Origin of the sequence: Streptomyces sp. NPDC005811 (assembly GCF_040630405.1) — a bacterium.
Classification (GTDB): domain Bacteria; phylum Actinomycetota; class Actinomycetes; order Streptomycetales; family Streptomycetaceae; genus Streptomyces.
Genome location: NZ_JBEXXK010000032.1, coordinates 46,119 through 60,681 on the forward strand (window position 1 = coordinate 46,119; position 14,563 = coordinate 60,681).

The 14,563-nt window shown below is 71.6% G+C and carries 13 protein-coding genes; 6 read left to right on the forward strand and 7 right to left on the reverse strand.

Features of this window, described 5'->3' with window-relative positions; translation table 11 throughout:
• The first annotated feature begins 56 nt into the window (after positions 1 to 56).
• Entirely contained in the window at positions 57 to 662 is a 606-nt protein-coding gene (locus tag ABZ490_RS30640) for an ATP/GTP-binding protein (protein WP_055635067.1), read from the forward strand.
• 10 nt (positions 663 to 672) lie between these two features.
• Here ABZ490_RS30640 and ABZ490_RS30645 read toward each other — a convergent pair whose 3' ends face one another.
• Positions 673 to 1,101 (reverse strand): PPOX class F420-dependent oxidoreductase, encoded by a 429-nt coding sequence (locus tag ABZ490_RS30645; RefSeq protein ID WP_358996992.1) that lies wholly within the window; start codon positions 1,099 to 1,101, stop codon positions 673 to 675.
• 118 nt (positions 1,102 to 1,219) lie between these two features.
• Between ABZ490_RS30645 and ABZ490_RS30650 the strand changes: the two genes are divergently transcribed.
• Positions 1,220 to 1,633 (forward strand): roadblock/LC7 domain-containing protein, encoded by a 414-nt coding sequence (locus ABZ490_RS30650; RefSeq protein WP_358996995.1) that lies wholly within the window; start codon positions 1,220 to 1,222, stop codon positions 1,631 to 1,633.
• Between the two features lie 126 nt (positions 1,634 to 1,759).
• Positions 1,760 to 2,683, forward strand: a complete 924-nt coding sequence (locus tag ABZ490_RS30655) for a DUF6397 family protein (RefSeq protein WP_358996998.1) — start codon at positions 1,760 to 1,762, stop codon at positions 2,681 to 2,683.
• A gap of 82 nt (positions 2,684 to 2,765) precedes the next feature.
• Here ABZ490_RS30655 and ABZ490_RS30660 read toward each other — a convergent pair whose 3' ends face one another.
• Positions 2,766 to 3,632: an acyl-CoA thioesterase II gene (locus ABZ490_RS30660; protein WP_358997001.1), complete on the reverse strand. Its 867-nt coding sequence runs from the start codon at positions 3,630 to 3,632 to the stop codon at positions 2,766 to 2,768.
• Positions 3,633 to 3,663: 31 nt separating this feature from the next.
• Complete coding sequence (locus ABZ490_RS30665; RefSeq protein WP_358997005.1) at positions 3,664 to 6,177, reverse strand: DUF3516 domain-containing protein; 2,514 nt, start codon at positions 6,175 to 6,177, stop codon at positions 3,664 to 3,666.
• Positions 6,178 to 6,322: 145 nt separating this feature from the next.
• Here ABZ490_RS30665 and ABZ490_RS30670 point away from each other — a divergent pair, with 145 nt between their 5' ends.
• On the forward strand, positions 6,323 to 7,117 hold the full coding sequence (locus tag ABZ490_RS30670; protein ID WP_358997008.1) for a metal-dependent hydrolase: 795 nt from the start codon (positions 6,323 to 6,325) through the stop codon (positions 7,115 to 7,117).
• 26 nt (positions 7,118 to 7,143) lie between these two features.
• On the opposite strand, the gene ABZ490_RS30675 is transcribed toward ABZ490_RS30670, so the two are convergent.
• From ABZ490_RS30675 to ABZ490_RS30690, 4 genes are all read right to left on the reverse strand, one after another.
• Entirely contained in the window at positions 7,144 to 7,398 is a 255-nt protein-coding gene (locus ABZ490_RS30675; RefSeq protein WP_358997011.1) for a type B 50S ribosomal protein L31, read from the reverse strand.
• A 45-nt stretch (positions 7,399 to 7,443) separates the two neighbouring features.
• Positions 7,444 to 7,914 (reverse strand): DUF5709 domain-containing protein, encoded by a 471-nt coding sequence (locus ABZ490_RS30680; RefSeq protein ID WP_358997014.1) that lies wholly within the window; start codon positions 7,912 to 7,914, stop codon positions 7,444 to 7,446.
• A gap of 337 nt (positions 7,915 to 8,251) precedes the next feature.
• Positions 8,252 to 10,033, reverse strand: a complete 1,782-nt coding sequence (locus ABZ490_RS30685; protein WP_358997017.1) for an ABC transporter ATP-binding protein — start codon at positions 10,031 to 10,033, stop codon at positions 8,252 to 8,254.
• Complete coding sequence (locus ABZ490_RS30690) at positions 10,030 to 11,880, reverse strand: ABC transporter ATP-binding protein (protein WP_358997019.1); 1,851 nt, start codon at positions 11,878 to 11,880, stop codon at positions 10,030 to 10,032. The genes ABZ490_RS30685 and ABZ490_RS30690 overlap by 4 nt, the downstream gene beginning before the upstream one ends.
• 198 nt (positions 11,881 to 12,078) lie before the next feature.
• Here ABZ490_RS30690 and ABZ490_RS30695 point away from each other — a divergent pair, with 198 nt between their 5' ends.
• Both ABZ490_RS30695 and ABZ490_RS30700 read left to right on the forward strand, forming a co-directional pair.
• Positions 12,079 to 12,894 carry a L,D-transpeptidase family protein gene (locus ABZ490_RS30695; RefSeq protein ID WP_358997022.1) on the forward strand — a complete coding sequence of 272 codons (816 nt, stop codon included), beginning with the start codon at positions 12,079 to 12,081 and terminating at the stop codon, positions 12,892 to 12,894.
• A gap of 57 nt (positions 12,895 to 12,951) precedes the next feature.
• Positions 12,952 to 14,547: a peptide-N4-asparagine amidase gene (locus ABZ490_RS30700; protein WP_358997025.1), complete on the forward strand. Its 1,596-nt coding sequence runs from the start codon at positions 12,952 to 12,954 to the stop codon at positions 14,545 to 14,547.
• Positions 14,548 to 14,563 lie beyond the last annotated feature (16 nt).

Sequence of the window (14,563 nt, forward strand, 5' to 3'; positions counted from 1 at the left end):
TGATGCTGACTTCGCACACCTGCACCGCAGCCGTCCTCTCCCGAGAGAAGTGATCCATGGTCTCCGAGCACTCCGATGCCACAGGTGGCGAGACGGCCCCCCTGGCATTGAAGATTCTGGTCGCCGGCGGGTTCGGCGTCGGCAAGACCACCTTGGTGGGCGCGGTCAGCGAGATCAAACCGCTGCGCACCGAGGAACTGCTGAGCGAAGCCGGCCAGTGGGTGGACGACACCGACGGAGTGGACCAGAAGGTCACCACGACCGTCGCCATGGACTTCGGCCGGATCACCATCCGCTCCGGCCTCTCCCTCTACCTCTTCGGCACCCCCGGCCAGGACCGCTTCTGGTTCCTGTGGGACGAGTTGTCACAAGGGGCGCTGGGCGCGGTCGTCCTGGCCGATACCCGGCGCCTCGAGGACTGCTTCCCCGCCGTCGACTACTTCGAGCACCGGCACATCCCCTTCGTCGTCGCCGTCAACTGCTTCACCGGCGCCCGGACGTACGGCGCCCAGGACGTCTCGCGCGCCCTCGACCTCGACGGCGGAACCCCCGTCGTGCTGTGCGACGCACGGGACCGGGCCTCGGGGAAGGAGGTGCTGATCCGGCTCGTCGAGTACGCCGGACGGATGCACACCGCCCGGCTGCTCGACTCGGTGAGCTGAGGGACACCCGTCAGCCGGAGATCGACTTCCGCGCCAGCACCTTGTCGATGGCGACCCGCACCAGCAGTTCGCCCGGTACGCCGTTGCGGGCGCCGAACTCCTCCGCGCGCTCCTCGCCCATGTACCGGGCCCCGATGCGGGCCGCCCAGTACCGGACCTCGTCAAGGTCCTCCGAGATCCGGGCCCGGCCCTGGATCACCACGAAGTCGAACGGCGGCCGGTCGTCGTCCACGCACAGGGCGATCCGGCCGTCCCGCGCCAGATTCCGCCCCTTCACCGTCTCCTTGCCGGTGTTGAACACCACCTCGTCCCCGTCGAGCAGGAACCACACGGGTGCCACGTGCGGACTGCCGTCGGCCCGGACCGTGGACAGTTTTCCGGTGCGGGTGCCGTTCGAGACGAACGCCCGCCATTCGTCGTCGGTCATCTTCTGCGCCATGCCGCAATCCTCCTTGCTCCGGCGCCCGTTCCTGGGGAAGGCTGGCGGGCGTTTCCTCCGGCGAGGCGGAGGGGACACGGGGGATCTCACGGGGAATGACACGCGGGGAGACGGAGACATGGCGCAGAATCAGGGGCTGGGCTGGCTGCTGGACGACCTGACCGAGCGCGTCGACCACGTCCGCCATGCACTGGTCCTGTCCACCGACGGACTGGTGGCGGGCGCGAGCACCGGACTGCGCCGCGAGGACGCGGAGCACCTCGCCGCGGTCTCGTCGGGACTGCACAGCCTGGCCAAGGGATCCGGACGCCACTTCGGCGCGGGCCAGGTACGCCAGACAATGATCGAGTTCGATGAGGCGCTGCTCTTCGTCACCGCGGCCGGCTCCGGCAGCTGTCTGTGCGTGCTGAGCGGCGCGCAGGCCGACATGGGCCAGATCGCCTACGAGATGACCCTCCTCGTCAGCCGGGTCGGCGAGCACCTCACCGTGGACGCCCGGCAGCCCGACCGGGCCCCGCTGGAAGACCTCTGACCTGCACTTTCTCGACCCCCGTGGAGTTATCCACAGGCCCGCCACGCGATCCGTGATTCCGGCTACGGTTTTTCCGAGGCCACCGCGGACCGTGCGGGGCCGTCGTACTCCACGGGGGAGACCACCATGTCCGGAAACACCGTCGCTCCACAGCAGGCCCCGTCGTGCTCCGCGAGCCGTGCCGCTCGGGAACTCGGCCTGAAGCGGAGCGAGTTCGACCTCGCCGTGCACCTGGGGCGGATCAGGACCGTCCCGGACGAAGGCGGGGGAGGCCGCCGTGTGGTGCCCCGCACCGAACTCGACCGGCTGCTCGGAGCCACGGACCACCTGCGCGAGCATGTGCGGGTCGTCGGCACGGGCGAGGCAGCCGCCCTCATGCAGGTACCGGCCTCCCGGTTCACCCGCCTCGCCCGGCTCGGACTCGTCGTGCCGGTGAAGTTTTATTTGAACCGCTATCGGGCCGTCGTCTGGCAGTACCTGGCCGAAGAACTGCAGCAGTTCACCGCCGACGAGCACAACGCCTTCCTGCTCAAGGGCCGCACCCCCGAGTCGTTCCGGGCCCACCTCGCGGCCGGCCGCGATCTCAGGGCGCGGAACTGGCGAGGGCGACACCTGGGCTTCCTGCTGCGGGAGTGCGAGGACCCCTGGCAGCGGGCCGGAGCCCTGGCCGCGTTCCTCGACCCGCACCAGATCGCGGAGATCGTGGAGGACCCCTACGAGCGCACCCACCTGAACCGGTTCCGGCCCGGACCACCCGCCCACGGCGCCCCGGGCAGCCCGGCCGCACACCTCGTCGAGAAGATCGTCACGGCCGACGACCCGGATGAGATCGCGTGGCTCAGGGCCGACCTGGACCGCACCCTGGAAGAAGCCCGCACCCACCGGCCCGCGCCGCATCCGGAACCCTCGAGCCCTCCTGCGGAACCTCGGCCCGCAGACCCCGCAGACCCCGCAGACCCCGCAGACCCCGCGGAGCACCCAAGGGCGCCACAGCGCCCCCGGCGCGCGCCGCGCGGCCTGCTGGGCCTCCTGCGCCGCAGAAGTGCCTGACACGAAGCGCATGAGACGAAGCGCATGAGACGAAGCGCCTGACACGAAGCTCTTGGCACGAAGCTCTTGAGAAGCGCTCGCGCTACAGCTTCCGGAACAGTCCTTCCTGGACGACCGACACCAGCAGGCGCCCCTGGAGGTCGTAGATCCGCCCGCGGGCCAGACCGCGCCCGCCGGTCGCGATCGGTGACTCCTGGTCGTACAGGAACCACTCGTCCGCGCGGAACGGCCGGTGGAACCACATCGCGTGATCCAGCGACGCCATGTCGAAGTTCCGCTGCCCCCACAGGGGTTCCACCGGCAGCCGGACGGCGTCCAGGAGCGTCATGTCGCTGGCGTAGGTCAGCGCGCAGGTGTGCACCAGCGGATCGTCGCCCAGCGGCCCGACCGCGCGCATCCACACCGCGCTGCGCGGCTCGGCGTCCTTGACGTCCTCCGCGCTCCAGCGCAGCCGGTCCGCGTACCGGATGTCGAAGGGCTGACGGCGCGCCATCCGCTCCAACTGCTCGGGCAGCGCGCCCAGATGCTGCCGGATCTCCTCCGTGACCGTCGGCAGCGACTCCGGGTCCGGGACCTCACGGGCCGGCGGCAGCTGGTGCTCGAAGGGACCTTCCTCAGGTTGATGAAAGGAGGCGGTGAGATTGAAGATCGTGCGGCCCTGCTGCACGGCGGTGACCCGGCGCGTGGTGAAAGACCGCCCGTCCCGCACCCGCTCGACCTGGTACACGATCGGCACGCCCGGCCGTCCCGGGCGCAGGAAGTACGCGTGCAGCGAGTGCACGGGCCGGTCGCCGTCGGTGGTCCGACCGGCCGCGACCAGTGCCTGGCCGGCCACCTGCCCGCCGAAGACCCGCTGCAGGGACTCCTGCGGACTGCGGCCGCGGAAGATGTTGACCTCGATCTGCTCCAGGTCGAGCAGGTCGACGAGTCTCTCGGCAGGGTTCGTCATCGGTGCGCTTCTCCTGTGCCTCGCGCTGATCTCACAGTTGGCCCACGGCCGTGACCCGGACGACCGCCCGGCCCTCCGCGTCGGAGGCCGTGAGGTCGATCTCCGCGCTGATGCCCCAGTCGTGGTCGTCGTTCGGGTCGTCGAAGATCTGGCGGACCCGCCACAGAGCGTTCTGCGGCTCCTCCTGGATCACCAGCAGCTTGGGGCCGCGCGCGTCCGGACCGGTGCCCAGGTCGTCGTACTCGTCCCAGTACTTGTCCATCGCCTCGCCCCACGCGTCGGCGTCCCAGCCGGCCTCGGCGTCCATCTCGCCCAGCTGTTCGACGTGGTCGAGGGCCGCCAGCTCGACCCGCCGGAACAGGGCGTTGCGCACGAGGACCCGGAAGGCCCGCGCGTTGGCGGTGACCGGCTTGACCTCGTCGGCCTTCTCCTGGGCCTCCTCCGCGGTCATCTCCTCCGGGTTGGCGAGCTGCTCCCACTCGTCCAGCAGGCTGGAGTCGACCTGGCGCACCATCTCGCCCAGCCACGCGATCAGATCCTGGAGGTCCTCCGACTTGAGATCGTCGGGGACGGTGTGGTCGAGGGCCTTGAAGGCGCTCGCCAGGTAGCGCAGGACGATGCCCTCGGTGCGGGCCAGCTCGTAGTGGGACACCAGCTCCGTGAAGGACTGGGCCCGCTCGTACATGTCACGGATGACGGACTTCGGCGACAGCGGGTGGTCGCCGACCCACGGGTGGCTCTTGCGGTACGTGTTGTAGGCGTGGAACAGCAGTTCCTCGAGGGGCTTCGGGTACGTGATGTCCTGGAGCCGCTCCATGCGCTCCTCGTACTCGATGCCGTCCGCCTTCATCAGGGCCACGGCCTCGCCGCGCGCCTTGTTCTGCTGGGCGGCCAGGATCTGCCGGGGGTCGTCCAGGGTGGACTCGACGACGGAGACCATGTCCAGGGCGTACGACGGCGACTCGGGGTCGAGCAGTTCGAACGCGGCCAGCGCGAACGTGGACAGTGGCTGGTTCAGCGCGAAGTCCTGCTGGAGGTCCACGGTGAGGCGGACGATCCGGCCGGTGGCGTCCGGCTCGTCGAGCTTCTCGACGATCCCGCCGTCCAGCAGCGAACGGTAGATCGCGATCGCGCGCCGGATGTGCCGCAGCTGCTGGCGCCGCGGCTCGTGGTTGTCCTCCAGCAGATGGCGCATCGCCTCGAACGCGTTGCCCGGTCGGGCGATCACCGACAGCAGCATCGTGTGCGTCACCCGGAAACGGGAGGTCAGCGGCTCCGGCTCCGAGTCGATCAGCTTGTCGAACGTGTTCTCCGTCCAGCCGACGAAGCCCTCCGGCGCCTTCTTGCGGACCACCTTGCGGCGCTTCTTCGGGTCGTCGCCCGCCTTGGCGAGCGCCTTCTCGTTCTCGATGACGTGCTCGGGGGCCTGCGCCACCACGAAGCCCGCCGTGTCGAAGCCGGCCCGCCCGGCCCGCCCGGCGATCTGGTGGAACTCACGCGCCCGCAGGGTCCGCACCCGGTTGCCGTCGTACTTCGTGAGCGCCGTGAACAGCACGGTACGGATCGGCACGTTGACCCCGACGCCCAGCGTGTCCGTACCGCAGATGACCTTCAGCAGACCGGCCTGGGCGAGCTTCTCCACCAGCCGCCGGTACTTGGGCAGCATGCCGGCGTGGTGCACGCCGATGCCGTGCCGTACGTAACGGGAGAGGTTCTGGCCGAACTTGGTGGTGAAGCGGAAGTGGCCGATCAGATCGGCGATCTGCTCCTTCTCCTCCTTCGAGCACATGTTGATGCTCATCAGCGCCTGCGCCCGCTCCACCGCCTGCGCCTGGGTGAAGTGCACGATGTAGACGGGGGCCTGCCGCGTGTCCAGCAGATCGGTGAGCGTCTCCGTCAGCGGGGTGTAGCGGTACTCGTACGACAGCGGTACGGGCCGGGTCGCCGAGCGGACCACCGCGGTGGGGCGGCCGGTGCGGCGGGTGAGGTCCTTCTCGAAGAAGGACACGTCACCGAGGGTCGCCGACATGAGGACGAACTGCGCCTGCGGCAGCTCCAGGATGGGGATCTGCCAGGCCCAGCCGCGGTCGCCCTCGGCGTAGAAGTGGAACTCGTCCATGACGACCTGTCCCACGTCCGCGTGCCTGCCGTCGCGCAGGGCGATCGAGGCGAGCACCTCGGCGGTGCAGCAGATGACCGGGGCGTCGGAGTTGACGGACGCGTCACCCGTGAGCATGCCCACGTTCTCCGTGCCGAAGATCTTGCACAGCTCGAAGAACTTCTCCGACACCAGCGCCTTGATCGGCGCGGTGTAGAAGGTGACCTCGTCCCGGGCCAGCGCCGCGAAGTGCGCGGCCGCGGCGATCATGCTCTTGCCGGAGCCGGTCGGCGTCGACACGATCACGTTCGCCCCGGAGACCACCTCGATCAGCGCCTCCTCCTGGTGGGGGTAGAGCGTCAGACCGCGCTCCTGGGCCCAGGACTCGAAGGCTTCGTACAGGGCATCGGGATCTGCGGTCGGCGGCAACTGATCGATGAGGGTCACGACCCCATCTTGCCTGCCCGCGAGCCCGATGGGGGAATCGGCTGCCGGTCCGAAGATCACGGCAGCTACGCTGTGTCGCCGACGGAGCGTCATCGCACCCGGTCAACTGGACAGCGGCACACGAGGAATAGGGCGGGCAACGGCCATGATGGGACCAGCACACTCACTGTCGGGCGCCGCCGCCTGGCTCGGCGTCGGCGCGGCCGCCGCCGCGGCGGGGCACACCATGCCCTGGCCTGTGCTCCTCTCCGGTGCGCTGATCTGCGCCGGTGCGGCGCTCGCACCGGACCTCGACCACAAGGCCGCCACCATCTCCCGCTCCTTCGGCCCGGTCTCCCGGTGGCTGTGCGAGATCGTCGACAAGCTCTCGTACGCCGTCTACAAGGCCACGAGGATGCAGGGCGACCCGCGCCGCTCCGGCGGCCACCGCACCCTCACCCACACCTGGCTGTGGGCCGTCATGATCGGCGCGGGCGCCTCGGCGCTGGCGATCGCCGGTGGCCGCTGGGCGGTGCTGGCGATCCTCTTCGTGCACATGGTGCTGGCGATCGAGGGCCTGCTGTGGCGGGCGGCCCGGGGCTCCAGCAGCGATGTGCTGGTGTGGCTGCTGGCCGCGACCAGCGCGTGGATCCTCGCCGGCGTCCTGGACAAGCCGGGCAACGGAGCGGACTGGCTGTTCACGGACCCCGGCCAGGAGTACCTGTGGCTGGGACTGCCGATCCTGCTGGGCGCCCTGGTGCACGACCTCGGCGACGCGCTGACCGTCTCCGGCTGCCCGGTCCTGTGGCCCATCCCGATCGGGCGCAAGCGCTGGTACCCGCTGGGTCCGCCGAAGGCGATGCGGTTCCGCGCGGGCAGCTGGGTCGAGCTGAAGGTGCTGATGCCGGTGTTCATGCTGCTCGGGGGAGTCGGCGCCGCGGCCGCGCTCAACGTCTTCTGAGGCGTGCCGCGGGCGGGGGCGACGGTTCAGCCGGTGCCGCCCTCGCCGTAGCGGCGCTCGAAGCGGGCGACGCGGCCCTCCGTGTCCACCGTGCGGGCCTTGCCCGTGTAGAAGGGGTGGCTCTCCGAGGAGATCTCCACGTCCACCACGGGGTACGTCTCGCCGTCGTCCCACTCGATGGTCTGGTCGCTGGAGGCGGTGGACCGGGTGAGGAAGGCGTAGCCGGCGGCGCGGTCACGGAAGACGACCTCGTGGTAGTCGGGCTGCTTGTCCTGCTGCATGGGTGCTCCTCGTCCTCTTCGTCCTCGTCCGCTGCGGGGGCCGGGTCAGCCGGAGAGGCTGTCCTCGTCGACGATGTGCATGGCCGCCTCCTCCGCGGACGCGGCCGCGCCGTCGATGCCGACGTCGCTGGCGACCATGGCGCTCTCCTCGTCCTCGTGGGCGCCTTCGTCCGGTGCGACGAGCCGGCCCGAGCGGTCCGCGCCGACCTCGTTGTCGAGGAGCTCGCCGTCGGTGCCGTCGCAGTCGCCGAGGCCGTCCCCGTCGGGCACGGGGAGGTCGGGCAGCTCCTCGGCGAGCCGCTCGTCCAGGGTCTCGCCCTGTCGGCGCTCCGCGGCCGTCACCCCTTTGTGCTCCACCGCCCAGGGCCGCTCGGGCGGGGACCAGCCGCGGTCGAGGGGGTCCGAGACACCGTCGTCCACGAGTGTGTCCTCCGCGTCGAGCAGTCCCGAGTCCTCCTGGATGTCGGAGGCGTCGGGCTGGTAGACGTCGTCCCCCCATCCGTCGACGCTGTTCACGGGTACCTCCAGGGGGTGACCGGCCCGCTCTCACCGCGGTCGGCGGTGGGACACCGCCGCACGGGGCACCGGCCTGGCCCGGGGTGCACCGGAGGGATCCGGGCCGATGACCACGCGGGTGCCGCTATCCAGCGTTCCATCCCGCTTCGGCACCGCGCAACGCCAGAGCGGGGTCGAAACGGAGAAGGGGCCGCCGGGTCCGGAACCCCGGGCGCCGCACCTGCGACGATCGCCGCACCCCCGGCCCCCGGCCCGCACAGGGCGAGGGGCCCCGGGCCACGACGCGGCCGACGGGTGCACCGGCCTCCCGGGGCCCGTCGCCCCCGCGGGGCCCGTCTCAGCCGTGCCAGGAGCGCCACAGCGCCGCGTAGGCCCCGCCCGTGGTGACGAGGTCGTCGTGGCTGCCCAGCTCGCTGATGCGGCCGTTCTCGACGACGGCGATCAGGTCGGCGTCATGGGCGGTGTGGAGGCGGTGGGCGATGGCGACGACGGTCCGGCCGTCCAGGACACGGGCGAGGGACCGCTCCAGGTGACGGGCGGCACGGGGGTCCAGCAGCGAGGTCGCCTCGTCCAGGACCAGGGTGTGGGGATCGGCCAGCACCAGCCGGGCCAGCGCGATCTGCTGGGCCTGGGCCGGGGTGAGCGCGACGCCGCCCGAGCCGACCTCGGTGTCCAGCCCCTGGTCCAGGGCCCGCGCCCAGCCCTCCGCGTCGACCGAGCCGAGCGCCGCCCACAGTTCGTCGTCCTCCGCACCGGTCCGGGCCAGCCGCAGGTTGTCGCGCAGGGAGCCGACGAAGACGTGGTGCTCCTGGTTGACGAGTGCCACGTGGGAGCGGACACGTTCGGCGGTCATCCGGGACAGCTCGGCGCCGCCGAGGGTGATCCGGCCGTCGCGGGGGGCGTAGATGCCGGCGAGGAGCCGGCCCAGCGTGGACTTGCCCGCGCCCGACGGGCCGACGAGGGCCAGCCGGGTGCCGGGGGCGACCTCCAGGGAGACCTTGCGCAGCACGTCGACGCCCTCGCGGTAGCCGAAGTGGACCCGGTCGGCGAGCACGTCCCGCCCGTCCGGCGCCAGCCCGCTCTCGCCGGCGTCCGGCTCGATGTCCCGCACCCCGACGAGACGGGCCAGCGACACCTGCGCGACCTGCAGCTCGTCGTACCAGCGGAGGATGAGGTTGACCGGGTCGACGAGCATCTGCGCCAGCAGCGCGCCGGTGGTCAGCTGGCCCACGCCGATCCAGCCGTGCAGGACGAACACCCCGCCGAGCATGAGGACCGAGCCCAGCACGGTGACGTGCACCAGGTTGATGACCGGGAACAGCACCGAGCGCAGCCACATGGTGTAGCGCTCCCAGGCGGTCCACTGCCGGATCCGCAGCTTCGACAGCTCGATCCGGCGGTCGCCGAGGCGGTGGGCCTCGACGGTGCGGCCGGCGTCCACGGTCTCGGCGAGCGCGGCGGCCACGGCGGCGTACCCGGCGGCCTCCGAGCGGTAGCCGGACGGCGCCCGCTTGAAGTACCAGCGGCAGCCCACCACCAGCAGCGGCACCGCGATCAGTACGGCCGGCGCGAGGGGCGGGGCCATGACGACGAGTCCGCCGAGCAGCAGGGCGGCCCACAGCACGCCGATGGTCAGCTGGGGCACGGCCTCGCGCATGGCGTTGCCGAGCCGGTCGATGTCCGTGGTGATGCGGGACAGCAGATCGCCGGTACCGGCCCGCTCCAGGACGCCCGGCGGCAGCCGGACCGAGCGGACGAGGAAGTCCTCGCGCAGATCGGCCAGCATCCGCTCGCCGAGCATGGCGCCGCGCAGCCGCACCTGGCGGACGAACGCGGCCTGGACGACCAGGGCGGACACGAACAGCGTGGCGACGAGCCCCAGATGGAGTTCCTCGTCCCCGGCGGAGAGCCGTTGCACGACATCGCCGAGGAGCCAGGGGCCCACCATCGAGGCGACGGTGGCGACGGTGTTGACCAGCAGCAGGAGCAGGAAGGCGCGGCGGTGCCGGCGCAGGAGTTCGGCCACGTAGGCGCGGACGGTCGCCGGGGCGCCGACGGGCAGCGTGTTCGCCGTCGTCGGTGCCGCCGGGTCGAACGCGGGTGGCGGCACGCCGATCATGCGGTCTCCTCGATCTCTTTCAGTTCGTCCAGTTCGTCCAGCTCGGTCTTCGCCGGCTCGGTCTTGGCCGGCTCGATGCCGTCCAGCCGGGTCAGCGCGTCGCCGACGGCCGTCTCCTCGTCGGTCTCGCGGGTGACCACGGCCCGGTACCGGGGTTCGGTGTGCAGCAGCGCGCGGTGCTCACCGACGGCGACGACCTCGCCCTCGTGCACCAGGGCGACCCGGTCGGCCCGGTCGAGCAGCAGCGGGGAGGAGGTGAACACCACGGTCGTGCGACCGGTCCGCAGGTCACGCACCCCTTCGGCGATCCGGGCCTCGGTGTGCGAGTCGACGGCCGAGGTGGGCTCGTCGAGGACGAGCACCTCCGGGTCGGTGAGCAGCGACCGGGCCAGGGCGAGCCGCTGCCGCTGGCCGCCGGACAGGGAACGGCCGCGTTCGGTGATCCGGGCGTCCATCGGGTCGTCGGCGTCCAGGGAGCCCTGCACCAGGGCCTCCAGGACGTCCCCGCACTGGGCGGCGGCCAGCGCGGCAGGCGCCTCCACATCGCCGGAGGCGGGCACGTCGAGCAGCTTGCGCAGTGAGCCGGACAGCAGGACCGGGTCCTTGTCCTGGACGAGGACGGCCGTGCGCGCGGCCTCCAGCGGGAGTTCGTCCAGCGGGACACCGCCGAGCAGGACCGACGGACCGTCCTCCGGAGGGTGGCCGCCCAGCCGTTCCGCGAGCCGTCCGGCCGCGTCCGGGTCGCCGCACACCACCGCGGTGAGCCGTCCGGCCGGGGCCAGCAGCCCGGTCGCGGGGTCGTACAGGTCGCCCGTGGGCACGTCCCCCGCGCGCGATCCGCCGATGTCCGTGACCCGCTCCAGCGACAGCACACGGGCGGCGCGCTTGGCGGAGGGGCGCGAGAAGGAGTAGGCCATGGCGATCTCCTCGAAGTGACGGAGGGGATACGCCAGGACCATGACGGAGCTGTAGACCGCGACCAGTTCACCGACGGAGATACGGCCCTCGTGGACGAGACGGACGCCGTAGCAGACGACCGCGATCATCAGCAGGCCGGGCAGCAGCACCTGGATGGCGGTGATCAGGGCCCACATACGGGCGCTGCGCACGGCCGCGTGCCGGACCTCCTGGGAGGCGCGACGGTAGCGGTCGAGGAAGAGCTCCTCGCCGCCGATGCCGCGCAGCACCCGCAGACCGGCCACGGTGTCCGAGGCCAGTTCGGTGGCGCGTCCCGCCTTCTCGCGCTGGTCGTCGGCCCGGCGCGTCGCGCGGGGCAGCAGCGGCAGCACCGCGATCGCGAGGACGGGCAGGCCGACGGCGACCACGAGGCCGAGGGCCGGCTGGTAGACGACCAGGCCGACACAGACCAGCACGACGGTCAGGGCCGCGGCGGTGAAGCGGGAGACGGCCTCGACGAACCAGCCGATCTTCTCGACGTCACCGGTGGACACGGCCACGACCTCGCCCGCCGCGACCCGCCGGGTCAGGGCCGATCCCAGCTGGGCGGCCTGGCGGGCGAGGAGTTGCTGGACGCGGGCGGCGGCGGTGATCCAGTTGGTGACGGCGGTGCGGTGCAGGAAGGTGTCCCCGATCGCGGTGGCCGCCCCGAACAGGGCCATCAGCCCACCGGCCAGGGCGAGGCGGCTGCCGGAGCGGTCGACCACGGCCTCGATGGCGAACCCGACGCAGAACGGCTGCGCCGAGACCGCGACGAAGTGCAGCAGTCCCCAGGCCAGGGACTTGAGCTGGCCGCCCAGCTGGTTGCGGCCGAGCCACCACAGGAAGCGGGGTCCCGAGCGTGCGTCCGGCACACCCGGGTCGGGATACGGAAGGTCTTGGATCTGCATGACGTCCCAGTGGCTCGTGTCAGGGGTGGGGGGAAGGACCCGCGAGGCGCGGCAACAAACCGTGAAAGGTTCGCGTCGCAGCGTGGTCGGAATCAACTGGTTTTCCGACGCGGGCGCAGGGTTCCGGCTGCTCGCCGACACGGCCCCGGTGTCCGGAATCTGACACATATGCCGAGAAAGTGATGCAAGCATGGGCGGATGCGACATGGCGGTGTGCGGTCCAGGGCGGCCGTGGCGGTGGCCGGAGTTCTCCTCCTCGCGGCCTTGTCCGCGTGCGGCGGCGCGGACCCGGAACGGAGTGGCGGCGGTGGGGCGGCGGGGCCCGGAGGCAGCGCCGCGCCGGCGAGCGGTGGCCCGGTGAGCGGTACCCCGTCGCGTGAGGGGCAGTCGGGTGGCGCCGGTGCGGGCGCCCCGGCGTCGAGCGCGCCCACCCTCACCCGCATCCCGGACATCGGTGACCGGCTGCACCGGCGTATTCCGGCCACTTCCACCCAGGTGCTGGCGGTGTACGGCGACGGAGCGGACTCCGCCGAGTCCGTCGCCGTGCTGTACGGCAGACGGGGTCCGGTCTGGGAGCGGGTGCGCAGCTGGCCCGCGCACAACGGCAAGAAGGGCTGGACCCCCGACCATCGCCTGGGTGACCACCGCAGCCCCGTCGGCGTCTTCACGCTCACCGCCGCGGGCGGGGTCCTGGCCGATCCCGGGACCAGGCTGCCGTACACGCACTCGGAGGACTACGCGGCGCCGCGCTGGTGGGACGAGTCGCACTGGCACGATTTCGACTACGTCATCGCCATCGACTACAACCGCGTGCCGGGCACACCGCCCGACGACGGCGAGCAGCCGCTGGGGGAGGAGAAGGGCGGCGGGATCTGGCTGCATCTGGACCATGGCAACGGGACGTCCGCCTGTGTCAGCCTCTCCAAGGAGGCGATGGAGTACCTGCTGCTCTCGCTCGACCCGGAGCGGGAGCCCGTCGTGGTGATGGGGGACAGGAACGCGCTGAAGGCGTAGGTCCGGCGGGGGAGGCGTCATTGCGGGCGTGGGCCGACTCCCCGTAGAACACCGGCCATGAAGAGACGGTTAATCATGTCCATGCTCACCGGGGCGACCCTCCTGGTGAGCACCCTCCTCGGGGTGGCTCCGGCCCGATCGGCCGACGTGCCCGCCGAGTTCGGCACCGACTGGCACGACCCGGTGACCGCGGCGCCCCCCGTCGACAGGCCTTCGGGCAGGTCCTGCCACATCACCCTCGCCGAGGCCCAGTTCCGGGACTTCACCCCGTACCGGGGCACCTACACCCCGCCGGACGGCTGCGGCGACCGCTGGAGCAAGGTGGTGCTGCGCCTCGACGGCAAGGTCAAGGGGCGGCAGTTCGACCGGCTCGGCTATCTGCACGTCGGCGGGGTCGAGATCTTCCGTACGTCGACCCCGGAGCCCTCACCCGACGGCATCGCGTGGTCCGTGGAGAAGGACGTCACCCGCTACAGCGACACCTTCCGCCGGGGCCAGGACGTCGAGATGCTCATCGGGAACGTCGTCGACGACACCTACACGGGCGTGCTCGACGTCAAGGTCACGCTGACCTTCTACGCCGGAAAGGAGCCGTCCGCCACGCCCGACCGCGTGCTCACCCTGGCCGACGGCGCGACCCTCACCACGCCCCGCAACAGCGAACGCGTCGTCGCCGAGGTGTACGCGACCGGCTCCGGCGGAGGCTGCGAGGAGTACTGGTATCTGACGGTGCCCGCGCAGGCGCCGTACTCCTGCCGGGCGGACGACGGCCCCTACCGCGAGGTGCAGGTCAAGGTCGACGGGCAACTGGCCGGCATCGCCACCCCGTTCCCGACCGTGTGGACCGGAGGCTGGTCCAACCCCTTCCTCTGGTACGTGATCCCGGGCCCCCGCGCCTTCGACATCAAGCCCATCGAATACGACCTGACCCCCTTCGCCGGAATCCTCAACGACGGGCGGCCGCACCGCGTCGAGGTGTCGGTCGTCGGCGTGCCCGAGGGGCAGAGCGGCTGGAGCTCACCGGTCAACGTGCTGGTCTGGCGGGACCACGGCAGGGCGGTCGTCCCCGGGAAACTGCTCACCGGCGAAGCCGGCGACCTGGCCGATTCGACCGTCTACACGCCCGGCGCGGAACACCGCCTCGACACCGAGGGAGGGCACCGGCTGACGGTCGCCGGGTACCTCGACACCTCGCACGGCCGGGTGCGGACCACCGTCAGCCGTTCCCTGGCCCACACCTCCGTGCACCGCTGGACCGACGGCGAGACCGTGGACGGCCTCGACGCGGCCTGGACGGACGACGAGAAGGTGACGGTCGCCGGACCCGGACGGACCGTCACCACCCGGACCCACCGCACCTACACGATGGACGGCACGACCACCCTCGGCGCGGACGACCGGCTGCGGACCGTGCTGACGCTCGGCGACCGGGCCGACGCGGTGACGACCCGGAACGGCCGGCGCACGGCCTGGGCGCGGCTCGACGACACCTACACCGGCGACGCCACGTACACCGCCGGAGTGCCCCGGGACCAGCGGCACGCGGTCGGCACGACGAGCGAGCGCTACCGGCTCCGCGGCTCGGACGGCTGCCACGACCGCCGACTCACCACGGTCCAGGGGGTGTTGACGGAGGATCGCGACGGCTGCTGAGCCGAAGGACGTGCGA